The sequence below is a fragment of the Exiguobacterium sp. 8A genome (genome assembly GCF_902506275.1).
Lineage (GTDB): Bacteria > Bacillota > Bacilli > Exiguobacteriales > Exiguobacteriaceae > Exiguobacterium > Exiguobacterium profundum.
In genome coordinates, this window is record NZ_LR733630.1 from 1,224,650 (window position 1) to 1,248,959 (window position 24,310).

The 24,310-nt window shown below is 50.7% G+C and carries 22 protein-coding genes; 3 read left to right on the forward strand and 19 right to left on the reverse strand.

Annotated features, from left to right (window positions below):
• Positions 1 to 9 precede the first annotated feature (9 nt).
• From GVY42_RS06265 to hprK, 13 genes are all read right to left on the reverse strand, one after another.
• Complete coding sequence (locus GVY42_RS06265) at positions 10 to 705, reverse strand: MerR family transcriptional regulator (protein ID WP_159562635.1); 696 nt, start codon at positions 703 to 705, stop codon at positions 10 to 12.
• A gap of 56 nt (positions 706 to 761) precedes the next feature.
• The gene (locus GVY42_RS06270; protein WP_236548933.1) at positions 762 to 1,205 is read right to left on the reverse strand and encodes a hypothetical protein; all 444 of its coding nucleotides are present in this window, start codon (positions 1,203 to 1,205) and stop codon (positions 762 to 764) included.
• 89 nt (positions 1,206 to 1,294) lie between these two features.
• Positions 1,295 to 1,810, reverse strand: a complete 516-nt coding sequence (locus GVY42_RS06275) for a DUF2179 domain-containing protein (protein WP_012726919.1) — start codon at positions 1,808 to 1,810, stop codon at positions 1,295 to 1,297.
• A gap of 93 nt (positions 1,811 to 1,903) precedes the next feature.
• Complete coding sequence (locus tag GVY42_RS06280) at positions 1,904 to 2,140, reverse strand: hypothetical protein (RefSeq protein ID WP_012726920.1); 237 nt, start codon at positions 2,138 to 2,140, stop codon at positions 1,904 to 1,906.
• An 86-nt stretch (positions 2,141 to 2,226) separates the two neighbouring features.
• On the reverse strand, positions 2,227 to 3,180 hold the full coding sequence (gene whiA / locus GVY42_RS06285) for a DNA-binding protein WhiA (RefSeq protein ID WP_159562637.1): 954 nt from the start codon (positions 3,178 to 3,180) through the stop codon (positions 2,227 to 2,229).
• Between the two features lie 34 nt (positions 3,181 to 3,214).
• Positions 3,215 to 4,210, reverse strand: coding sequence for a gluconeogenesis factor YvcK family protein (gene yvcK / locus GVY42_RS06290; protein ID WP_074036285.1), 996 nt, complete (start codon positions 4,208 to 4,210; stop codon positions 3,215 to 3,217).
• 1 nt (position 4,211) lies between these two features.
• Positions 4,212 to 5,084 (reverse strand): RNase adapter RapZ, encoded by an 873-nt coding sequence (rapZ, locus tag GVY42_RS06295; RefSeq protein ID WP_031422867.1) that lies wholly within the window; start codon positions 5,082 to 5,084, stop codon positions 4,212 to 4,214.
• Positions 5,085 to 5,204: 120 nt separating this feature from the next.
• Positions 5,205 to 6,158 carry a thioredoxin-disulfide reductase gene (trxB, locus tag GVY42_RS06300; protein ID WP_074036283.1) on the reverse strand — a complete coding sequence of 318 codons (954 nt, stop codon included), beginning with the start codon at positions 6,156 to 6,158 and terminating at the stop codon, positions 5,205 to 5,207.
• Between the two features lie 68 nt (positions 6,159 to 6,226).
• Positions 6,227 to 7,699 (reverse strand): lipopolysaccharide assembly protein LapB, encoded by a 1,473-nt coding sequence (locus GVY42_RS06305; RefSeq protein ID WP_159562638.1) that lies wholly within the window; start codon positions 7,697 to 7,699, stop codon positions 6,227 to 6,229.
• Positions 7,700 to 7,993: 294 nt separating this feature from the next.
• A complete protein-coding gene (locus GVY42_RS06310) occupies positions 7,994 to 8,476 on the reverse strand; it encodes a DapH/DapD/GlmU-related protein (protein WP_074036278.1) in 483 nt (160 codons plus the stop codon).
• The gene (gene ppaX / locus GVY42_RS06315; protein WP_159562639.1) at positions 8,469 to 9,119 is read right to left on the reverse strand and encodes a pyrophosphatase PpaX; all 651 of its coding nucleotides are present in this window, start codon (positions 9,117 to 9,119) and stop codon (positions 8,469 to 8,471) included. Before ppaX ends, GVY42_RS06310 begins: the two co-directional genes overlap by 8 nt.
• Complete coding sequence (lgt, locus tag GVY42_RS06320; RefSeq protein ID WP_074036274.1) at positions 9,119 to 9,937, reverse strand: prolipoprotein diacylglyceryl transferase; 819 nt, start codon at positions 9,935 to 9,937, stop codon at positions 9,119 to 9,121. Before lgt ends, ppaX begins: the two co-directional genes overlap by 1 nt.
• A gap of 2 nt (positions 9,938 to 9,939) precedes the next feature.
• Positions 9,940 to 10,875: an HPr(Ser) kinase/phosphatase gene (hprK, locus tag GVY42_RS06325; protein ID WP_012726929.1), complete on the reverse strand. Its 936-nt coding sequence runs from the start codon at positions 10,873 to 10,875 to the stop codon at positions 9,940 to 9,942.
• A gap of 148 nt (positions 10,876 to 11,023) precedes the next feature.
• Between hprK and GVY42_RS06330 the strand changes: the two genes are divergently transcribed.
• Positions 11,024 to 11,380, forward strand: a complete 357-nt coding sequence (locus tag GVY42_RS06330; protein ID WP_159562640.1) for a hypothetical protein — start codon at positions 11,024 to 11,026, stop codon at positions 11,378 to 11,380.
• Positions 11,381 to 11,416: 36 nt separating this feature from the next.
• Here the strand turns inward: GVY42_RS06330 and GVY42_RS06335 are convergent, their stop codons facing one another.
• The 3 genes from GVY42_RS06335 to uvrB form a co-directional block, all read right to left on the reverse strand.
• On the reverse strand, positions 11,417 to 12,586 hold the full coding sequence (locus tag GVY42_RS06335) for a DUF4097 family beta strand repeat-containing protein (protein ID WP_012726931.1): 1,170 nt from the start codon (positions 12,584 to 12,586) through the stop codon (positions 11,417 to 11,419).
• A 65-nt stretch (positions 12,587 to 12,651) separates the two neighbouring features.
• Complete coding sequence (uvrA, locus tag GVY42_RS06340; RefSeq protein ID WP_047795081.1) at positions 12,652 to 15,525, reverse strand: excinuclease ABC subunit UvrA; 2,874 nt, start codon at positions 15,523 to 15,525, stop codon at positions 12,652 to 12,654.
• A complete protein-coding gene (gene uvrB / locus GVY42_RS06345; protein WP_047795080.1) occupies positions 15,526 to 17,496 on the reverse strand; it encodes an excinuclease ABC subunit UvrB in 1,971 nt (656 codons plus the stop codon). It lies immediately after the preceding gene.
• 462 nt (positions 17,497 to 17,958) lie between these two features.
• Here uvrB and GVY42_RS06350 point away from each other — a divergent pair, with 462 nt between their 5' ends.
• Positions 17,959 to 18,666, forward strand: coding sequence for an MIP/aquaporin family protein (locus tag GVY42_RS06350; protein ID WP_047795079.1), 708 nt, complete (start codon positions 17,959 to 17,961; stop codon positions 18,664 to 18,666).
• A gap of 28 nt (positions 18,667 to 18,694) precedes the next feature.
• Entirely contained in the window at positions 18,695 to 20,212 is a 1,518-nt protein-coding gene (gene glpK / locus GVY42_RS06355; RefSeq protein WP_159562641.1) for a glycerol kinase GlpK, read from the forward strand.
• Between the two features lie 65 nt (positions 20,213 to 20,277).
• On the opposite strand, the gene GVY42_RS06360 is transcribed toward glpK, so the two are convergent.
• The 3 genes from GVY42_RS06360 to GVY42_RS06370 all read right to left on the reverse strand — a co-directional run bounded on the left by GVY42_RS06360 (position 20,278) and on the right by GVY42_RS06370 (position 24,291).
• Positions 20,278 to 21,432: a PDZ domain-containing protein gene (locus GVY42_RS06360; RefSeq protein WP_236548934.1), complete on the reverse strand. Its 1,155-nt coding sequence runs from the start codon at positions 21,430 to 21,432 to the stop codon at positions 20,278 to 20,280.
• Positions 21,433 to 21,460: 28 nt separating this feature from the next.
• The gene (locus tag GVY42_RS06365; RefSeq protein WP_047795076.1) at positions 21,461 to 22,864 is read right to left on the reverse strand and encodes a S41 family peptidase; all 1,404 of its coding nucleotides are present in this window, start codon (positions 22,862 to 22,864) and stop codon (positions 21,461 to 21,463) included.
• Between the two features lie 101 nt (positions 22,865 to 22,965).
• Positions 22,966 to 24,291: a murein hydrolase activator EnvC gene (locus GVY42_RS06370; protein ID WP_159562642.1), complete on the reverse strand. Its 1,326-nt coding sequence runs from the start codon at positions 24,289 to 24,291 to the stop codon at positions 22,966 to 22,968.
• Positions 24,292 to 24,310 lie beyond the last annotated feature (19 nt).

The window sequence follows — 24,310 nt, forward strand, 5'->3', positions numbered from 1 at the left end:
TTCTTTTTTCTATTCGATGGGCATCCAAATCTCAATGATGTCGTCCGCTCCACCTTGCCCGTGAATATAGCGCTCGAAGTCGACCGCGTCTCGTAGCGTCACATCTGGAACGTTTACTAGCTGCTCATACGTAGACGGAATCATCGGGATGCCTCCCTCCACCGTCGCGACGATATAGTTCCCTTTCGTCAGTTCGACACTTCGCGCACTTTCTCCCGACACCGGCTTCGTCATCCCCGCGACATAACCGTTCTCCTGCGGGAGACAGACCCCGTACGACTCGTCTGTCGTCAATTCTGGTTGAAGCTTGGCCCACATGTTCGGGATCTCCTCTAACGTACCACCATATCCATAGACGGAAATGGCTTCATTCAACATCTCATATCGAATCTTCATGTCGTTCCCTCCTGATTGCATCAATCGAATCTGCCTCTCGATTCGATGAAGTCGTTCGATTTCTGCCTGGACTTCATCCAATCGTGTTTCTAGTAATGTATCAACCGGTAGACCCGATTGAATTTGTTCTAGACGGAGTCCAATTTGACGTAATCGTTTGATTTCACTTAACCGTCGAATCTCTTCCATCCCGTACATTCGATACTGATTCTCGGTCCGCGTCGGGCGGACCAATCCGCGCGCTTCATAAAATTTGATCGCCTTGACCGACAATCCGGTCACATGGGCGACTCTTCCGATTGGAATCACGGTTTCCCCACCTCCTACTTTCACTGTACAGTCGCCCCTTAGAGGCAGGTCAATCATTAGTTTTCAGGGACCCGGACACCGAAGACGTATCGGCTATCTCCTTGCGACCACTCTCCGCCGACTTCATAGAGATAGATGCCCGGCTCATCCGGAACGACGAGTTCGGAAGAGACGAGTTCTCCATCCTCGATTCGATTGAAACTCGATGTCATCGGTTCTGCATGATAGACGACATCGATCCGGTCTCCCGGTTTGACAGTGATCAGTTGAAGATCGTCCGCTTCCGGTAGTCCGTAATCGGCGCATGTCGCTTGATTGCCGGTCTCCCAACAGTACGTCGATTGTTCCACTTCTGCCGATACCGAACCAACCCGAATCGTTGGAAGCGGCGGCTTGACACTGTCCTCTCCATCCCCAAATAAGGTCATGGCGAAATAAACGATTCCCGCCCCGACAAGTACAAACAGTAAGATCATCCACACACGTCGATTTCGTTTCACGGTCTCATCTCCTTTCTTCACTAGTTCCCTGTCACGAGATAAAATCCCTACTCTAACAAAAAAAGACCCACTTTCGTGAGTCTTGTGCGTCATTTCGGGCGACGCAGTCCTTTCATCATATAACCGCCTTTGAAGTCGATTGGGTCAAATGCGACGAGGAACGCTTTCGGTTCATGCTTCTCGACGAGTTCACGCAGTTCTTTCATCCGGGTACGGGCCGCCAATACGTCAAGACGGTAACGGACCCCGTCACGTCCTTGCCCTTGATAATGCGTAACTCCATATCCGTTGTCACGCATCTGTTGGATGAGTTCCGCTGGATATTCTTTCGTATGGACTTGAATCATGTTGTAACCGATGGCGAGTTTTCGTTCGACGAAACCGCCAAGTAAGATTCCGAGCCCGAAGCCGACCGCATACACGATCATACCTACCGTCGTCAGATCCTGGAACACGATGCCGAGCGCAAAAATATAGATTAGCGTTTCTAACGTTCCGAATAGACCAGCGATAACGGTCTTCCCTTTCACGAGCATGATCGTCCGGAGCGTTAACACCGGAACGTAGATTAGTTGTAGCAGTAGGATGAGTAAGATTTGACCCATTTGATCGACCTCCGTTCCAATTCATTATCACCACTATTCCAAATTTCTGAAAGAGATGCAACTAAAAAAGGCTGACCGGAGTCAACCTTTCACTTAGTTATCTAGATTCTTTACGCTCGTGAGCAACTCGTAGTCTTTACGAATGACTTCGTAGATTGCGTTCTTGTCCCCGTTCAACAACTCTTCCGCACGAAGCTGGTTCAAGAAGAGGCTTGTAGCGAACGTGACGAGTGCACTTTTCGGAATTCCGATTTCTTTAGCACGCTCTGTGATGACCTGGTCGAGCTTAGCGTCAATCGTGAGCGATAATCTTTTCTTTTCATTCGACATAATGATGAAGCTCCTTTTACTCGCTTTTCATAAAACCTATACACAATTGCTTATTATATAGGAAGAATGGTTTTGGCGCAACCGCATCACGAGGATGCGATCTCATCGCCGCTGCGCACGCGCTCGGCAATCTGGTCAATTTTACGAAGTCTATGGTTGATTCCTGACTTCGAGATCGGACCGGACTCGAGCATCTCCCCGAGCTCCTGTAACGAGACGTCTTGATGCGTGACGCGCAGTTCGGCGATTTCCCGCAATTTTTTCGGTAAGACGTCGAGTCCGACCGTCCGCTCCAAGAACTTGATGTTCTCGACTTGGCGCAATGCCGCACCGACCGTCTTGTTCAAGTTGGCCGTCTCACAGTTGACGAGACGGTTGACGGAGTTTCGCATATCTTTGATGATTCGTGCGTCTTCGAACTCCAACATACCCCGGGTCGCCCCGATCAACTTGAGGAAGTCCGAAATCTTTTCACTTTCTTTCATATACAGGATATGCCCTTTTTTCCGTTCGAGCGTCTTCGCATTCAACTCAAACCGGTTCGCTAAATCACGTAGTGCCTGGTTATGGTTTTCGTACAAGCTATAGATTTCGAGGTGGTACGAGGACGTTTTCGGATGGTTGATTGACCCGCCTGCGAGGAAGGCGCCACGCAAGTAAGCGCGCGCTAAGTTCTCGTCCCCCGTCATATCCGAGTTCAGTGTCCGAATCATCTCGTAATTCTCTCCGAGGATCTCAAGATCCCGAAGCATCGTTTCCGCATGCTGTGACACTCGGACGATGTAGACGTTGTTCTTTTTCAAACGCATTTTCTTCCGTACGAACAAGTCTAACGGATGGTCGTAAAGGCGTTTCATCAACGAGTAAATCCGCCGGGCGATCGAGGCGTTCTCCGTCGAGACATCTAAGGTCATACCTCGTCCAAGGGCGAGCGAGATGACCCCGTTCATCCGAACGAGTGCCGACAGTTCCGCTTTCGCTTCCGTGTCGGTCACTTCGAGTTGTGTCAATTCTTTCTTCACATCTGAGGCAAAGCTCATCGAGTCCCCCTCCTTTCTATCTTTCCAACAATCTTTATTTCAGTTCCAATTCTTGAAATGAGCGCGGCTTCTTGATGCGGAGTACCCGCTGCATGACGAGTCCGGCGATGGCGTCGGAATCATGACGGATATACTCCCGATTATAGTCGACGATGTCCCCAGCGAGAACGTTCGTGCCATAGTTCCGGAGCTTCTTCCGATCGAAACGGACCTCTTCCGATCCATCCTCACGGTAACGCTCCAAATACTCTTCTTCAATCGGTTCGTTGTTGACGACAATCGTGTCAATCGATGCCTTCCCAAGGTACGACTCGATGACTTTCAAGTGTTTCATCGCGTCATAGCCTTTCGTCTCACCTGGTTGCGTCATCACGTTACAAATATAGACGACCGGGACTTTCGAGCGGATGATGGCTTCCCGTACAGCTGGGATGAGCAAGTTCGGGATGATACTCGTATAGAGACTCCCTGGACCGAGCACGATGACATCTGCCTCTTCAATCGCCTCGACGACGCCCGGGGCCGGTTCAATGCCTTCTTCGAGTAAAAACATCCGTTTGATCGGTTGCTCATGAAGGGGGATCTTAGATTCCCCTTGGACGATGGTGCCGTCCTCAAACTCGGCTGCGAGGGTCATGAGCGTCTCAGTCACCGGCAATACTTTTCCTTGTGCGTTCAAGAGCTGCGACATGACATCGATCGCTTTGACAAACGAGCCTTCGCAGATGTGGGTCGCCGCCGTGAGCATCAAGTTTCCAAGGGAATGCCCTTCTAAACCAAATCCCGTATCGAAGCGGTATTGTAAAATCTTATCCATTAACGGTTCGACTTCCGACAATGCCAAGATGACATTACGGATATCGCCCGGAGGCAACATATGAAACTCGTCACGAAGACGTCCCGAGCTCCCCCCGTCGTCCCCGACCGTGACGATTGCCGTGATATCGAGTGGATAATGTTTCAACCCACGAACGAGAGTGGACAATCCTGTCCCTCCCCCGATAGCGACTACTTTCCGATCTCGTCTCATGTCACTTCTCCTTCGTCGCGTGAGCGAGGTCTCGGTGGACCGTCTTCACATTATAACGTTCAGCAAAGTGCTCCGACACTTTCTCAGCGAAGGTAATCGACCGATGCTTCCCACCGGTGCAACCGAATGCCACGACGACTTGCGTCTTGCCTTCCCGTTTATATTGCGGGAGAAGGAACTCGAGCATGTCGATCAACTTTTTATAAAATGCTCGTGCCTCCGGATGAGACATGACGTATTCCTGTACTTCTGTCGTCTGACCCGTGAGTGGACGGAGCTCAGGGATATAGAATGGGTTCGTGATGAAGCGAACGTCGAACAACAAGTCGATATCGAGCGGAACCCCATGTTTGAAACCGAATGACATGAAGTTGACTGTGAACGGGATCCGTTCTTCATTGAATTGTTGGAGGATGCGGTCCTTCAACATCTGAGGCTTCAATTCGCTCGTATCATACAGCGTGTGAGCCCGATCACGGAAACCTTCTAACAGTTCGCGCTCCATCTTGATGCCGACAAGTGGCGCATCTTCCGGTGCGAGCGGATGGGACCGTCGCGTCTCTTTATAACGGCGAACGAGCACGTCGTCCCGCGTCTCTAAATACAACAGGTGCGGATGCACATTCTTTTTTTCCAAATCGTCGATGACGATGAATAAGCTATCGATAAAGTCTCGTGTCCGTGTATCGATGGCGACCGCGATTTTCGGTCGGACCGAGCTGATGACATCAATCAATTGTGGCAAGAGCACCGGTGGCAAGTTGTCGACACAAAAATAGCCGAGGTCCTCGAAACTATTCATGGCGACCGACTTCCCAGCCCCGCTCATCCCACTGATGATGATCAATTCTTCTAATCCTTTAAAGTCTTCCATCTCGCTGACGCCCCCTTAAAATTGACAACCGAGCCGTGTGTGTAGCTCTCTCCATCTAGTATAACGAACGTCCGAAAAAAAGAGAAGGACCGCGGTTCCCCGCAGTCCTACCTTCTTGAATCATGCGTTTTGTTCTTGCAACGATTCGAGGAGCCCCTCGATGAAGTGTTGAGCATTCTGAGCGGCAATCGACCCGTCGTTCGTCGCTGTGACGACTTGACGGAGCGTTTTCTCACGGACGTCACCGGCCGCGAAAATCCCTGGGATATTCGTTTCCATCGCCTCGTTCGTGACGATGTAACCTTGTTCGTTCGTGATGCCGAGGTCTTGAACGAATCCTGTAATCGGGTTCATCCCAATATAGATGAAGACGCCGTCAATCTCGTGGTCTGTCTCTGTCCCGTCAACTGTGCTGACGAGACGAGCTCCACCAACTTTCCCGTCTTTCTCTGTGATTTCTTTCAATGTGTGGTTCCAAATGAAATCGATTTTCTCATTGTCGAACGCACGTTTTTGAAGAATCTTCTGAGCGCGAAGCTCATCGCGACGGTGAACGATCGTCACCTTGTTCGCAAAGCGTGTCAAGAAGACACCTTCTTCAACAGCCGAGTCGCCACCGCCGATGACGAACAAATCTTTCCCTTTGAAGAACGCTCCGTCACATACCGCACAGTACGATACGCCACGGCCACCGAGTTCTTCTTCTCCCGGTACGCCGATTTTCTTATACTGAGCACCAGAGGCGAGGATGATTGCACGTGCTTTATAGTCACGGTTGTGCGCATGCACGATTTTATATTGTGTTTCATCCGAGATGCTTTGCACGTCCCCATATGCATACTCCGCACCGAACGCTTTCGAATGGTCGAACATTTTTTGAGACAAGTCAGGACCAAGGATGCTGTCATAGCCCGGATAGTTCTCGATGTCTTCCGTGTTGGCCATCTGACCACCTGGAATCCCGCGTTCAATCATAAGTGTTGAAAGGTTCGCTCGTGAAGCATATAGCGCAGCGGTCATTCCGGCAGGACCGGCACCGATGATAATGACGTCATAAATTTTTTCTTCTGTCATGTTGATTCCACCTCTGCAAGAAATTGATTGCCTTTAGTATAAGAAACCTGTAAGGGTATCGTCTATCTTTATGCTTGTTCGAGTGTCCGTTTGAACGAACGGACCGTCTCTGTCAACGTGTCGACCGAGAGATGGAATGCGTCCGCACAATCTTCGAGAATCAATGCGTCCCGTTTCGTATAAAACATCCAGACGAGCGCAGCGGCCGATGCCGTTACGTCCATGAATGATTCATCAGACAACAGAAGCGTCGCGAAACGTTCATAGAAGTCGCCCTCTAGGCTCATCCGTTCCACTTCTGATACATGTGCTTCAGCCAAGACGAGCGCATCAAACGCACGCTTGATCCGGACGTCTCCTTTGAACGGTTGCTGACAAAGGTCGGCACGACACATCTCTGCGAACGCACGGACCGTCTCGTTTTCCGTCACCGCATTCGTGAGCGCAAGCGCTTCGAACGCTTCGTCATCTTTTAAGTTGGCGATGATTCGGATAATCTCGATTCGAGCCAAGTCGCTCTCTTGACGCAATCCTTGGACGAGCGCCGAACGAAATTCGAGGTTTTCTCGGATGTCGAAGCTTTGTTTCTCTTCAAACTGTTTCATCTCTTCATTGTTCAAGTAGGTGGCTGCCTCTTCAAGTCGTCCTGTCTTATAGGCAGACACGCTGAGCCAATGCCCAAACAATGGGTCCCCACGGAATCCGCGGTCTTTCAATAGACGCAGTTCTTCATATGCACGGTCGTAATGTCCGACAAGCGCGAGTGTCGTCGCCAATTTATAACGTAAGTCAAATTGGAGTGGACGGACACGTGTGAGCGGTGTCGACAACTGCAGGGCCACTTCCGATTGACCCGCTTCATGGAGCAAGAGAATCGTGTTCAAGATCGCATGCAAGTTGCCTGGATTTTGGTCGAGCACGTATTCGAGCGTCCGGAATGCCGCTTGGTCATCACCAAGGTAAAAACTGACGACCGACAGATTGTTGTATGCTGGCCAAAACGATGGATATTGACCGATGAGACGCTCGAGTGTCGCCTTTGCCGCAAACAATCGTCCTTTATCGATTTGACGCTGCGCTTCCGTATGCCACGTGATCAATTCGTCTTCTTCCTCGTCCTCTAACTCTTGTTCGAGTTCGATCAGTTCAAGAAGGGATTGCACGGCTTCCGTGAAGTGACCTTTCGTGTCACGGGCGAGATATTCGGATGCATAGTGCGCCGCTTCCTCATATTGAGAGACATAGGCACAGTTGCTTGCTAAGTGATACAGTGCCTCTGTTGCGGTCTCATCGAGCTCTAATACTCGTTTCCACACGTCATTGGCGTGGTAGACCTCCCCTACTTCAAATAACAGTTCTGCGTACTGTTTATGATAGTCGACGCGATGCGTGGCTGCCGCTGTCGCTTCAGCCATGAAAAAAGTCGCTTCATCCAGGCGACCTTCACGTAACGCACGACGACCTCTATAGTAGTGGAGCTCCGCAGCGAGCGGAGATTCTGGTTCGGGTAGCGTCATTACTGCTTCATAGTTCGCTTCCATATTCTAAATCCTCCACATCATCTCTAAATCTTTTTTTAGTTGCAGGGATAAGAATACCGCACTCGAACAGCGAGGGCAACTGAAAAAGTCAAAAAAAATTGCGACTATATTCCCTCTATAATGAATATTTTTTACTAGGTTCAAAAATTGTTTTTGAACGAAAATATGATAGCTTCATTTCTGTACATTTATCCATGAAAAAGCGGCATCTCTTTAAAAAAAAGTGATACCGCTCAAGTATTATTGATTCTGTATGAACAAAATACTCATGAAAACATTTTGCGAAAAATTGTGTCAAATATGTGTCAACGATTGAAGCTTTGAACCGATGACCCGCTCTCCTGGTAAGACGTCACGGTGCACGACCGCGCCCGCGCCGATGACGGCACCGTCCCCGATGGTTACCCCTGGCAGGATGGTAACGTTCGCACCGATCAATACGCCATCACCGATGATGACGTCCCCGATCCGATACTCGTCTACGAGATACTCATGACAGAGGATCGTCGAATTGAATCCGATGACCGTATTGCGACCAATCGTGATACGTTCCGGGAACATGACGTCCGGTGTGACCATGAGAGCAAGGGCACTATATTCTCCGATATTCATCCCGAGGAACGTCTGGTAAAGCCAACGCTTTGCCTTCACCGACGGAAAGTAACGACCGACCAGAACGACCGTCGTGTTTTTGAAGACACGCAGAAAGCGAATCGTCTGATACATTTGCCAAAGCGGATTCGGTCCCTCGATGTGATATCGTGTCGTCTTACGCATGAATACTGACCTCGTCTAGCCACGCCTCGAAATGTTCCATCGAGTCGATGATGACGTCCGGTTCGAGCGATTCGAGGAATGGACGCCCTTTGAGGGCCCAGCCGACAGCGACCGTCTTCGTTCCGGCATTTTTCCCGCTGAAGATATCCGTGTCGTTGTCTCCGACCATGACGGCGCGTTCTGGTGACGAGTCGAGTGCTTGTAGTGCACGCTCGACCGGTTCAGCGTGAGGTTTTTCGTTCTCGACATCATCCGCTGTCACGACGACGTCAAATAAGTGGTCGATATTGAACAATCGAAGACCGCGCTCGACGACTGGACGACCTTTCGACGTGACGATGCCCATCTTGTATCCTTTCGCATGAAGGCGATATAGCCCCTCGATGACTCCTGGGTACTCTGCGACGAGTTGGTCATGCATGGCGATGTTGAAGCTCCGATAGAAGGCTTGCATCTCTTTCCATTCCGGCTCGTTGAGTTCACGGAACGACTTTTCGAGCGTCGGTCCGATGAATCGATAAATGTCTTCATCCCGATACGTATGTTCCGGGAAATAATAGTCGAAAGTATGGCGGAAACTCGCGATAATGAGTGGGTTCGTATCGAGTAATGTACCGTCTAAATCAAATAAGATCGTATCCATTAATCAAACAATCCTTTCTCTGATGGGTCGTTGTAACGTTTCGCCTTGCGACGAAGAATCATCGTGACGATACCGAAGAGGATCAAGGCGATTGACACCATTTGCGCCGCACGCAAATCTCCTGACATGAGACTGTCCGTACGAAGTCCCTCGATATAGAAGCGACCGATTGAGTACCAGACGAGGTATGACAAGAAGATATACCCACGTCGTGGATTGCCAATCATGCGCCACGCGACGAGAAGGATGACCCCGATGATATTCCATACACTTTCATATAAGAAGGTCGGGATATAATAAGTCCCATCGATGTACATCTGATTGACGATCCAGTCTGGTAACATGAGCGTATCTTGTAAGAAACTACGCGTCGTCTCGCCACCATGTGCCTCTTGGTTCATAAAGTTTCCCCAACGCCCAATGGCTTGTCCAAGAAGAAGCGATGGCGCCAAGATGTCCGTCACTTTCCAGAACGACATCGACTTTCGCATACAATAGACGATGACGACAAGGAGAGCACCGAAGATGGCTCCATGAATGGCAATCCCACCTTGACGAATGTCGATGATTTGTCCGAGGTTCTCTGAATAATAATCCCATTGGAACGTCACGTAATAAATGCGCGCGAAGACGATGCTGATCGGAATCGACCAGATGACGACATCCACGAGTCGTTCCGAATCATAATTGATACGTTTTGCTTCGTATAAGGCGAGGACGAGACCAAGCATCGCCCCGAAGGCGATAATCATGCCGTACCAATAGATTGGCAAAGAGCCAATCTCAAACGCCACACGATCAAATGTCGGTTCTACCATGCTCACAAGTCTCCTTCAGTATCCTGAATCGCGTTCGCGAGACGTTCCGCGAACTCTTCAGCCGTATTGATTCCCATATTTTGCAGACGATAGTTCATCGCTGCGACCTCGATGATGACTGCCAAGTTTCGACCAGGTCGAACGGGGATGGTCAAGAGCGGAACTTCACTGTCGATGATTTTCATCGTGTTGTGGTCGAGTCCGACACGGTCGTATACTTTGCCCGCGTCCCAGTTCTCCAAGTTGACGATGAGACTGATCTTTTTATGCGACCGAACCGCACCCGCACCGAACAACGTCATGACGTCGATGATGCCAATCCCACGAATCTCGAGCAGGTGACGAATGAGCTTCGGTGCTGATCCGACGAGGAGCTGGTCCCCCGTTTGACGAATCTCGACTGAATCATCGGCGACGAGGCGGTGCCCCCGTTTGACGAGTTCAAGTGCCGTCTCAGATTTCCCGACACCACTCTGGCCCTTGATGAGGACACCAACACCGTAAATATCGACGAGCACACCGTGCATCGCCGTCATCGGTGCTAGTTCCATCTCTAGGAAGTTCGTAATTTGTGATTCGATCGATGTTGTCACCGCATTCGTCCGCATGAGAGGAACGTTTGCCGCTTCCGCCTCTTCTTCGATTTCTTTTGGAATATCGAAGCCACGCGTGATTAAAATTCCTGGCGTCTGTTCCGTACACAAGATTTTAGCTCGTTCACGACGCTTCTCTTCCGAGAGGCTCGCATAGAATGTCAACTCCGTCTTCCCAAGCACTTGCAGGCGGTTTTTGGCATAGTGCGTATAATAGCCAGCAAGGACGAGACCCGGTCGACTCAGGTCGGGTGTTGCGACCGGTCGATGAAGTCCTTCCTCTCCCGCAATGACTTGAAGTTTAAAACGCTCAACAACTTGAGCGGTACGTACGATATTTTGCATCAGTATCTGCCCCTTTCACGCTCATTATTGTATCATAGCTCTTTCTAAGACGGGCTAGGGAAGTGATGAAGAACGTGTCAAAAAATTGTTGAAACCATCCTATTACACCGTTCGTATGTAGGGTATAGGCTAACTAGGAGGTGGAATAATGGAAGGTTTATTTGGAATTGTCATCTTATTTGCGCTAGTGATTGGAATTGGGTCCCTCGTTTACATCATCAAATCGTTAATCGATATGTGGAAAGAATATGCTGCGACGAAAAACGAGACGATCTTGCTCTTGTTCATCTTGAACATAATCGGATTCTTCTTGTCCGGAGCGCTCATCTCCATGATTGTCGCCATCATCTTCTATTGGAATCGCTCGAAGTCGATGCGCCTTCTTGGAATCATTCTCTTGATTGCCGGACCGATCCTCTTCATCGTGTTTGCTATCAGCGCCTTCACTCTGTTTGATACACAGATGATGGATTGGCAACAGATGGAGTACGAAATGAATCTATAATCAAAAAATCCCGAAGGCTGAGCCTTCGGGATTTTCTTATTGTTGATGGAACGGATTGTTCAAATCGCCCGGGTCGACAGGATCGACCGGATCAGCCGGTTCCACTTTATCTTCATCGAGGAATGTGGATGGCGTATAGACCGAACCGTGCTCCAAATCGATTGTACCGGTACGCGTCCCCGCCTCGACTTCGATACGAGGGGTTTGACCGCGACCTGATAAGAATTCTAGACGACGCTGTGCGACGTCCTTGCGGTCACGGATGATTTCGAGCTCATCAAGCAAGCAATGCAGACCACCGAAGTTCGTCTCGAGCTCCCCTTCGACCTCGACGCCGTGTGGTAACACGAGTCGAATGTTCCCGGCGAGTGACGCGAGTTCAAACTTCGCAGGACGAGCTGTCGCCAGTTCCGCGCGGATGTTTCCGTTCCCGGTCTTGAGGGAGGCTTTATCGTACTTCCCACCGACGATGACGGCACCGTTTCCGGTCCGAACGTGAACGAGTTCCGCTTCGACACCTTCGACCTCGACCGTCCCATTCCCAGTGTTCAGTAATAGTTCGGATGCATGCACGTCATGGAGCACGACACGCCCGTTTGCGGTTTGCACACGAACGTTCTCGACATCGAGACCATCGGCACGGACTTCACCGTTCAACGTTTGAACAAGAAGATGGTTGAAATGGTGGTGCGGGACGTACAGTTCCACGTGGGCCCGGACGAGTTTATCACGGAGCGAAACGACGAGACGATCACCAATGACAGAGTGCTTAACCGCAGACTGTAACTGTTCGAGCGCCTTATCCGCGTCTTGTTGGCGAAGCGGACGACCCGTGACAATCAGTTCACAATCTTCGGCATCAGACGAAACAATTGTCGCCGACGCGTTGAACAGGTCGAGCGAGATATCGCTACCTGTGAACGGGAACGACTTCGAATAAGTCACTTCCGGACCAAAGTTCGAGCTGAATGAAAAGTCGCTGTCGCGAAGTTTCGTCACGAGCCCTTCCACTGCAGATGTCAGTTTCGTTGTGAGCGATTCAACCGAATAGGCATCGACCTTTTCTGTATCCTGTCGCTCTTCAAGCGCTTGAACCTGTTCCGGTTCAAGTCGCTCGAGACGTTCGAGTTGCGTCATCGCCTCCTCGATCGTCATCTTGCCTTCCTTCACTTGCTGGAGAATCAGTTCACGCATTTCTTGTTTCACGTTCGTTTTCCCCCTTCAATTTGGTTGCACGTCAATTACCTTCCCGTTTCTCACCATTTCTATACTTATTTCTTTTTTCCTGCTTTCGGTTTCACTCGGGCTGCATCTCGTTCGAGAACCGGCTTCAAATACTTACCGGTATACGAGCCTGACACTTCCGCGACTTCTTCTGGTGTCCCCGTTGCGACGATGAGTCCGCCACCATCTCCACCCTCTGGTCCGAGGTCAATCAAATAATCGGCCGACTTGATGACATCGAGGTTATGCTCGATGACAAGCACCGTGTCCCCGTTCTCGACAAGACGTTGCAACACTTTCAACAAGCGCGCGATGTCGTCGACGTGAAGACCGGTCGTCGGTTCGTCCAGAATATAAATCGTTTTCCCGGTCGACCGTTTATGAAGTTCCGAAGCGAGTTTGACACGCTGGGCTTCCCCACCCGAAAGTTCCGTCGCCGGCTGACCGAGTTTCATATAGCCAAGACCGACGTCATAAATCGTTTGAATCTTCCGCTTGATTTTCGGAATCTTGTCAAAGAATTCGAGTCCTTCCTCAATCGTCATATCAAGGACGTCTGCGATCGTCTTCCCTTTGTACTTCACTTCGAGCGTTTCACGATTATAGCGTTTCCCGTGACAGACCTCACACGGAACGTAGACGTCAGGAAGGAAGTGCATCTCGATTTTGATGATCCCATCCCCACGACATGCTTCACAGCGCCCACCTTTAACGTTGAAACTGAAACGTCCCTTCTTGTAGCCGCGCATCTTCGCTTCATTCGTCGAGGCGAAGACGTCACGAATATCATCAAAGACACCCGTATACGTGGCCGGGTTCGAACGAGGGGTCCGTCCGATCGGGGATTGGTCGATATCGATGACCTTATCGATATGCTCAAGTCCTTCAATCTTCTTGTGCTTGCCTGGCTTCGCTTTGGCCCGGTTCATATTGTGCGCGAGCGATTTATAGAGAATCTCATTGATGAGGGTCGATTTACCCGATCCCGAGACCCCTGTTACGGCAACGAACATCCCGAGTGGAATGGAAACGTCGACGTCTTTTAGGTTGTTCTCTTCTGCTTTGACGATCTTTAAGAAACGTTCGTCTGGCATCTTCCGTTCAGCCGGAAGTGGGATGAACTTCTTCCCAGCAAGATATTGACCGGTGAGCGAGTTTTTATTTTTCATCAGTTGTTTCGGCGTCCCGGCCGCAATGACCTGTCCGCCATGTTCTCCTGCGCCTGGTCCGATATCGATCAAGTAGTCGGCTTCCATCATCGTGTCCTCGTCATGCTCGACGACGATGAGCGTGTTGCCGATGTCCCGCATCTGTTTGAGGGTCGAAATCAACCGGTCGTTATCACGTTGATGAAGACCGATGGATGGTTCGTCAAGGACATACAAAACACCCGTGAGACGAGACCCAATTTGTGTCGCGAGACGAATCCGCTGCGCCTCCCCACCCGAGAGTGTTCCAGCGGCACGAGAGAGCGTCAAGTAGTCGAGACCGACGTTATTCAAAAAACTGAGTCGTTCCCGAATCTCTTGGAGGATGAGACGGGCGATGGCGATCTCTTTCTCGCTCAACTGCTCGTTGAGTCCTTCAAAGAACGCGAGTGCGTTCACGACCGATTTCTCCGTCACTTGCCCGACGTGCTGACCCGTGATCTTGACGGCGAGCGACTCTTCTTTCAAGCGATAGCCGTGACATGTCGGACACGCATGTGTCGCCATGTACATTTCCATCTGCTCACGGATATAGTCGGATGTCGTCTCCCGGTAACGGCGCTCGATGTTACGGAGCACCCCTTCAAAGAAAATGGTATTCGTCCGCACTTGACCGAAGTCGTTCTCGTAGCGGAAGAGGAACGATTCCTCCGAAGATCCGTTCAAGACGAGGTCCTGATCACGTTTTGATAGGCGCTCGAACGGCACGTCCATGTCGATGTTGAAATGCTGGCACATCGCAGCCAAAAGTTGTGGATAGTACTGGGAACTTGTCGGTTGCCATGCGGCAATCGCCCCCTCTTTCAACGTCTTCGACGGGTCCGGGATGACGAGTTCTGGGTCGACGTCTAGTTTCGTCCCAAGACCATCACACGTCGGACATGCACCGAATGGCGAGTTGAATGAGAACATCCGAGGTTCGAGTTCGCCGATGGAGAACCCGCAGATCGGACAGGCGTGATGCTCACTGAAGAGAAGCTCGGTGCCATCCATCTTATCGATAATGACACGGCCGTCCGCAAGACGTAATGCCGTCTCGAGTGAGTCGGCGAGGCGCCCTTCGACGTCAGGTCGGACGACGAGGCGGTCGACGACGACTTCAATCGAATGCTTCTTGTTTTTATCGAGCTCAATCTCATCCGTCAATTCAATCGTTTCACCATTGACACGGACACGGACGAATCCCTCTTTCTTTAACGAGTCGAATACTTTCACGTGCGTCCCTTTCCGACCTGACACGATTGGCGCCAAAATCTGGAGTCGTGTCCGCTCCGGCAACTCCATCACCTGGTCGACCATCTGTGAAATCGTTTGACTCGAGATCTCGATGCCGTGGTTCGGACAGACCGGTTTCCCGATTCGTGCAAACAATAGACGAAGGTAATCATAAATCTCGGTCACCGTCCCGACCGTCGAACGCGGGTTACGACTCGTCGTCTTCTGGTCAATCGAGATGGCCGGGCTAAGTCCTTCAATCGTATCGACGTCTGGCTTATCCATCTGTCCAAGGAACTGACGGGCATAGGCGGATAAGCTCTCGACGTAGCGACGCTGTCCTTCCGCATAAATCGTATCGAACGCAAGTGACGATTTCCCGGAGCCGGACAAGCCCGTCAAGACGACGAGCTGGTCACGTGGGATATCGATGTCAATATTTTTTAAATTGTTGACGCGTGCCCCTTTGATGACAATCGCATTTTTCTTTTCAGCCATTTAATTCCCTACCTTCAACTCCAAGATTAAGTCACGCAATTCGGCCGCGCGTTCGAACTGGAGATCGCGTGCCGCTTGCTTCATTTCTTCTTCCAACTTGGCAATCGCCGCCTCGCGTTCGGCCGGCTTCATCGTACTGAGCGATTCGAGTGCTTCCTCTTCCGCCTCGACCGTCGCCCGAATGACCCCTCGGACGTCCTTTCGAATCGTCTGCGGGGTGATGCCATGTTCTTCATTATAAGCCTGTTGAATCGACCGACGACGATCCGTCTCTTCGATGGCACGCGCCATCGAGTCGGTCATCTTGTCCGCGAACAGGATGACATGTCCGTTCGCGTTACGCGCCGCTCGTCCAATCGTCTGGATGAGCGAACGATCTGAACGAAGGAATCCTTCCTTATCGGCATCGAGAATCGTCACGAGACTGACCTCTGGAATATCGAGACCCTCCCGCAACAAGTTGATTCCGACGAGCACGTCATATTTACCGAGACGAAGGTCACGAATGATTTCGATTCGCTCGAGCGTCTTGATTTCGGAGTGCATATAGTTGACCTTGATTCCCGCTTCGCGTAAGTAATCGGATAGGTCCTCTGCCATCTTCTTCGTGAGCGTCGTCACGAGCACGCGCTCGTCGCGCTTGATGCGTTCGCGAATCTGATCCATCAAGTAGTCAATCTGACCTTTGATCGGATGAATCTCGATTGTCGGATCAAGTAACCCGGTCGGACGGATGATCTGCTCAATCATGTTCGGCGTATGTTCGAGTTCGTACGGACCTGGTGTCGCCGAGATGAAAATCGCTTGTGAGACTTTCTTCTCGAACTCATCGAACTTGAGCGGACGGTTATCCTTCGCCGAAGGGAGACGGAAACCATGGTCAACGAGCACTTGTTTCCGTGCCTGATCCCCGTTGTACATCCCGCGTACTTGCGGGAGCGTCACGTGCGACTCATCGGCAACGAGTAAAAAATCTTCCGGGAAGTAATCGATTAACGTGTACGGGGTTGAACCTTCAGGCATCAAGTTCAAGTGTCGCGAATAGTTCTCGATTCCTGAACAATACCCCATCTCACGCATCATTTCCAAATCGTAATGCGTTCGTTGCTCGAGTCGTTGCGCTTCTAAGAGCTTCCCTTCTTCGCGGAACTTCTCAAGTTGTTCCTCAAGTTCCGCTTCGATGTTGACGATTGCCTTTTGCAATTTTTCGTCGCGTGTGACGAAGTGGGATGCCGGGAAGATGGCGACGTGATCACGGTCTGCGATGATTTCACCCGTCAACGGATCCATCTCACGGATGCGGTCGATCTCGTCTCCGAAGAACTCGATGCGCATGCAGTGTTCGTCACGCGATGCTGGAAAGATCTCGACGACGTCCCCGCGGACACGGAAACGTCCACGCTGGAAATCGATATCGTTTCGTTCATATTGAATGTCGATGAGTTTACGTAACATCTCGTCACGTCCCATCTCTTTCCCGACGCGAAGGCTCAAGACGAGGCTCCGATATTCTTCCGGGTTACCGAGACCATAAATACAGGAGACAGATGCGACGATGATGACGTCATCGCGCTCAAAGAGAGCCGACGTCGCTGAGTGACGCAGCTTATCGATTTCATCATTGATTGAAGCATCCTTCTCAATGAACGTATCCGTCGACGGCACGTACGCTTCCGGTTGATAGTAGTCATAGTAACTGACGAAGTACTCGACCGCGTTGTTCGGGAAGAACTCTTTGAACTCCGAGTAGAGCTGACCGGCGAGCGTCTTGTTATGGGCGAGAACGAGTGTCGGCTTCTTTACTTCTTGAATGACGTTCGAGACGGTAAACGTTTTACCCGTACCCGTTGCACCGAGGAGCGTCTGATACCGGTCACCTCGATTTACACCTTCGACAAGCTGTCGAATCGCTTCAGGCTGGTCGCCTCCTGGTTGAAATTCAGATTGTAATGCAAACGGAATCGATTCCATAAGATACTCCTCACCTTCTCATTTCATAAGTGTCTTGATTATACCATAGACACGAACAAATATTCGCTTATTAGCTTGTAGGTTAATTCATTTTATTTCTTTTTTTCATTCAATCCATTGTTCATTTCTTTTTCCTTTACTGTGTCAAAAGAAACATCTTGTTCCATCCAAATCATCACATCAAGATTTCAACAGAATCACTTTTGTGGCATAAAGCATTACACTTTTCAGATTGGACTATGTCCCTAGTAAATTGGAATGCTTGAAATATCCGAAAAAAACATCCACTTCGTGAACGTTTCGCTCTGCTTCTTAACTCTTTTGTGAAGTTTACAGCTGTAAATGTGAACATTTGTAGGAAAAAAGTAGGATTTTTTAAAAACACTGTTTTAAAACGCTTACATTTTGGGCATATAATGAAGTGGTAAGTCAAATTGCATAAGGGAGAAAGGGGAGTATCACATGTCAGCATTTGTCAGTGAAATTATTGGTACGATGCTATTGATTCTGCTCGGTAACGGTGTCGTCGCCGGCGTCGTCCTCCGCCATTCCAAAGCGGAAAACTCTGGCTGGATTGTCATCACAATGGGTTGGGGTCTTGCCGTTATGGTCGGGGTCTACGCAGCCGGAATTTACGGAGGCGCTCACATCAACCCTGCCGTCACGATTGGTCTTGCGACAGCAGGCGAATTCCCATGGGCTGATGTCCCACTTTATATCCTCGCTCAGTTTATTGGAGCCATCATCGGGGCATGTTTGGTTTATGTCCACTACAAGCCGCACTATGATGCGACAGACGATCCTGGTTTAAAACTGGCGACGTTCTCGACAGCTCCAGGTATTCGAAGCACGCCGTACAACTTGATTGGTGAGATTATCGGAACATTCGTCCTTGTCTTTGCATTGTTGTCATTCGGGGCAAACACATTTGCAGACGGACTCAATCCACTCATCGTTGGTTTCTTGATTGTATCGATTGGTCTTTCGCTCGGTGGTACGACGGGATATGCGATCAACCCGGCACGTGACCTTGGGCCACGTATCGCACACGCATTCCTTCCAATTAAAGGAAAAGGGTCCTCAGATTGGGGTTATTCATGGATCCCTGTCGTCGGTCCGATTATCGGTGCGATTATTGCCGCACTCATCTACGGTATTCTCGTCCCTTAACACATAATTTTGAAGGAGGAAATCACATATGGCGAAAGAAAAACGTTATATTTTAGCATTGGACCAAGGAACGACAAGTTCACGGGCAATCATCTTTGATCATGATGGAAAAATTGTCACAGTCGCACAGCGCGAATTCAAACAATACTTCCCAAAACCAGGCTGGGTCGAGCACAACGCCAATGAGATTTGGGGCTCTGTCCTCGCTGTTATGGCGGAAGCGTTCGGTTCTGCTGATATCGACCCGAATGAGATTGCTGGAATCGGGATCACAAACCAACGTGAAACAGCTGTCGTTTGGGAAAAGGAAACAGGACGCCCTGTCTATAACGCCGTTGTCTGGCAATCCCGTCAAACCGCTGACATCTGTGAAGAGCTGAAAGCAGCCGGTCATTCCGATATGGTCCGCGACAAAACAGGTCTCCTCATCGATGCCTACTTCTCAGGAACGAAAGTCAAATGGATTCTTGACAACGTCGAGGGTGCACGTGAAAAAGCTGAGAACGGCGAACTCCTCTTCGGGACAATCGACACGTGGCTCATCTGGAAACTCTCTGGTGGAAAAGCACACGTAACCGATTACTCGAACGCATCGCGTACACTCATGTACAACATCTACGAGCAGAAGTGGGATGACGAGTTACTCGACATCTTGACAGTGCCTAAATCAATGCTTCCTGAAGTCAAACCGTCAAGTGAAGTCTATGCGAACACGATTCCATACCACTTCTTCGGATTCGAAGTCCCGATTGCCGGAGCTGCAGGTGACCAACAGGCCGCCTTGTTCGGACAAACTTGCTTCGAAAAAGGTGAGGCGAAAAACACGTATGGAACAGGTTGTTTCATGCTCATGAACACGGGAGAAGAAGCCGTCAAATCTGATCACGGTCTCTTGACGACAATCGCTTGGGGCTATAACGGGAAAGTAGAATACGCGCTCGAAGGTTCGATCTTCGTCGCCGGTTCGGCGATCCAGTGGCTCCGTGACGGATTGCGGATGTTGAAATCAGCGAAAGACTCGGAACAGTATGCGACACGGATCGAATCAACTGACGGTGTCTACGTCGTTCCGGCCTTCGTCGGTCTCGGTGCCCCGTATTGGAACTCTGACGTCCGTGGTGCCATCTTCGGTCTCACGCGTGGGACAGAGAAAGAACAGTTGGTCCGTGCGACAATCGAGTCACTCGCTTACCAGACACGTGACGTCCTCACGTCGATGGAGAGTGATTCAGGCATCAACTTGAAGACGCTCCGCGTCGATGGTGGGGCCGTCAGCAACAACTTCCTCATGCAGTTCCAATCGGACATTCTCAACGTTCCGGTCGAACGTCCTGAAGTGAGTGAAACGACTGCACTCGGTGCTGCCTACTTGGCAGGTCTCGCCGTTGGATTCTGGAAAGACCAAGCCGAAGTCAAAGACCAGTGGAAGCTCGACAAGAAATTCGATCCGAACATGGACGAGTCTCATCGTGAGGCTCTCTACAAAGGATGGCAACACGCAGTCGAAGCCACAATGGCATTCAAACCTTCAAAACTTGAAGTATAAGACGAAAGGGCATCCTTGCGGGTGTCCTTTTTGTATGCAAAAAAGAGTACCCATGACGGATACTCTTACAGTTTACGTAAGCGGACTCTCGGGCTCGTCGGTTCCCCAACGAACAAAATTCCGAGCTCATGTGGATCGGTCTCATACATCGCTCGTTGAACAAATCGGATATCCCCGTTCAGATTCAATACTTCCAGTTTGATGTACGGCTTATGTTGCTGGAGCGCCTCATAAAAACTATGCCCTCCTGTGATGACCGTCCCGTTGACTTTATAGATCGATTCACCCGGGATGAGCTGCATCGTCTCCCCAGGTGAGTTCGGTAACGTGTCGACGATGACCGCCCCACGGTTTCCATTGATGAAAACGGGTGTCGTTCCCCGATTCTCGCGTTTGATCCATTGTAAGCCGAGCTCATAGAGGACGAATATCGTCAATACTACATAGTCGACATATGGAATCTTAAACGCATATGAGAGGGCGAATAAACCGAGAGCGATCAAAGCGAGTACGGCACGATAATTGCTCAATCGTGCGAGAAGCGTTCCTGGTAAGGCGCCGGTCGACAATAAACTGACCCCGATGGGAATCGGAAGAATGATGGGCACCATCGGCCAGTCGAGACCGAACATCGGTGGCACGAAGACGACGAGCGGGAAAAACCAAATCCGTTTGACGACATGCCCTCCGATAAACTGCCCCCGTTTCGACAAGATCAAGGTCGGGGATGTCTCTTTTGGTCCGTTCCAGCGCAAGAGAATCGCTTCCGCAAGGGTGACGAGGCCGAATGTGAGCGCATAGACCGTCCAATCGACCTGAGCGAGTGCTGCTACCCAATCACGAAGCGCCCCATATGCGACAACATCGCGTAACAAGACGACCCCGAACAACACGAGAAGAGGCAGCACCGGATTAAAGAATCGCGGATGCATCGTCAAGACGACGAGCGTATAGAGAATCGTGAACGAGACGGCCCACTCAAACGTGATGGTCGTCTCGAGTAAAATCGTCACGGCCGATGAGAGGACCGCTAACAGAAGACTCGGCCAGATGAAATGTCTCCATTCCGACTTCGGTGAGCGACGTCTCGAACGGAACATGGCCCGTTCTCGCTTGACCCGTGTCAGCGATATGTATGTAAGGGCGACGAGTGTCACCCAAAACAGCGGACTACCTAACAACGTCAATAAAGCCGTAACACCCATTCGTACAACTTCCACGCGGTCCAACCCTTTCTTTCATACAACGTTATTTTGCGGCTTCTTCAAGCGCACGATTCAATTGGGCGTCATTCGCCTCATCTTGAATCGCTTCGAGCAATTTCGCTTCGAGTGCAGAGGCTGTCTCTTCATCGACAGTTCCAGAAGCCTCGAGACCATTGTCTGTCTGGAATGCTTTCACGGCGTTCGCCATCGTGTCCCCGTAATATCCCGGCTGACCGCCTGGCTCATAGCCGATTCCCGTTAAAATTTTATGCAAGTTCGAGACGGCGTCACCGTAATCTCCGACTTGGAGCGACTCTTCTTCTGTCAGGACACGGGTCACGTTGAAGAAGTCCGGTTGCTCCACTTCAATGTCCGGCTCGATGCCCTTCTTGTTAATCCAATTTCCGTCCGGTGTGAGCCATTTGCTCGTCGTCAATTTCAAGTTACTGCCGTCCTCTAAGTCGAACGCCGTCTGGACGACACCTTTTCCGAACGTCTTCGTCCCGATGATGGTCGCGCCTGCTCCTTCTTTCATCGCACCAGTCAAAATCTCAGATGCCGAGGCAGAACCCTCATCCGTCAAGACAAACAGGTCATACGGTTTCGCTTCACGAGCGCGACCGTTTTGTGCATCACGGTCACCGTCCGCATTCTCGATTTGGACGACCGGTTTTGATGTCGGGACGAACCCTTCCGACATCTCGATGACGGCAGGCAAGAGACCTCCCGGATTTCCACGAACATCGATGATCAAGCTATCGATTTCTTCTGACTCGAGTTGCTCGAGTTGTTCGAGGAATTCATCAGCCGTCGGTTCTGAGAATTGGGTGACTTGGAGATACCCAATCTTTTTACCGTCTTTCTCTTTCACTTCAGAGAAGACCGTCTCGATTGGAATCGTGTCACGTATGATCTCGTAGTCCGCCGTCTGACTGCCACGGCGAATCGTCAATGTGACGGTCGTCCCTTTTTCTCCTCGAATCAATTGGACGGCCTCCTGTACATCCATCCCTTCAATCGACTCCCCGTCGACCGCTGTGATGATGTCACCAGGACGAAGTCCAGCCTCTTCGGCCGGAGCGCCTTTGATCGGAGCGACAATTAAGATGTCCTCTCCTTTCTTCTCCAAAGTCGCGCCGATTCCTTCAAAACTCGATTCAATCGAGTCCGTAAATTGTGACGTTTCTTCCGCATCCAAGAAATCCGAATACGGGTCGTTCAGCGCTGCGGTCATCCCGTCGAGCGCACCGGTCAATAAATCGTCTTCTGAGATGTCCTGTAACGAATGTTCTTCAATCAAATCACGTACTTGGTCGACTTTATCCCAGCCTTCCGCATTCGTTTGAATGGGAAGCGATGTGTCTGTAAACGCCATCGTCGCAAGGCCTGCACCGGCCCCAGCCACGAACGTTGTGCCAGCGAGTAGTCCTGCGGTTGAATTTTTCACGGGTTGGTCCCTCATTTCTCTTTGTAAGTCTTTTCATTAGTATAGCAAAAACTAGAGGAAAAGCGGACGCGTTCCACATATTTGGGACGCGTCCGCTTCTGTCAGTATCCAATATACGGGGCCGGGTCAATCGCGTTCGGCTGTCCCGGTGCCCATTTCCCTCGGTGTAACTCAAAATGAAGATGGGGTCCGGTCGACCAGCCGGTATTGCCAAGCGTTCCGACCGTCTGTCCCGCCGCCACTTGTTGACCGGCTCCGACTGTGATCGCATTTAAATGGGCATAGACGGTCGTCCAAATCTCACCGTTGATGACATGCGAAACGAAGACGACATTTCCATATCCGGTCGCCGGTGCCGCCTTGATGACGACACCTGGTGCGCTTGACACGATTGGTGTTCCAGACGCATTGACGAGGTCGATGCCCTTGTGAATCTCCGGCACACCTGTCAACGGGTTGTCTCGTGGACCGAACGGACTAGACACATAACCGGACACAGGACGAACGAATCCGGTGGACGTGGACACATTCGTCGGTGTTTCGGTTGGTGCGGTCACTTCTGGTGCCTCCTCGACCTCCGACTCACGGGCTTCCGCTTCTGCTTGTGCTCGCTCTTCAGCGGCACGCGCCTCAGCTTCACGTTTGGCACGTTCCGCTGCCTCTGCGGCTTCTCGTTCGGCAGTCGCAATCGCCTCTAGTTGTTCACTGATGATGCGGTTCTGTTCAGCCATGACCGCCTGCTCTTCACTGCGCGTCATCTTTTCGAGCTCGAGCTGCTCTACTTGTTCGTTCAGTTCAACCAACAGGTCACGTTTCTTCTCGGCCGTCCGGTCAAGGTCTTGCTTGGTGATGACGAGCTCGCGCTCTTTTTGCTTGATGAAAGAGAGCTGGGTACGTTGTGTCGACTCGAGCGACTCCAAACGTTCCATCTCACTCATATAATTATGTATGAGCTCCCGGTCCTGTTCAGCGATCGTGCGGGCCGTCATAGCCCGTGTCACGAAGTCGCCGAAGGAACGGGACTCAAAAATGACTTGTAAATAGGAAGTGTCTTCATGTACTTGCAAAACGCGAAGGCGCTCGTTCACGAGTTCCTTCTGGCTTTCCAAGTATTCTTCCTGAACGGAAAGTTGTTGGCGGGTCGACTCGAGTTCTGCCCGGGCTGTATCGACCTCATGCTGCTGAATGGCGATTTGTTCGCTCAATTCATTCAACCGGTCGTCGACGACGTGTATTTCCGTCTTCACGGCATCACGCTCTGCCTCGGTGATCTCGAGTTCGTCATCCGTCTCGGCCTGCGCTTTTTTCGACTCCTCCAACTCATTGGACAGTCGATCTTGTCGAGCTTTCAACGTGTCTTTCTCTGTCGCCATGACCGGCATGGCAAGTAACGATACACACAACCCTAGCGCAAGCGAACGTTTCATCCGCCAACTCCTCCTTATT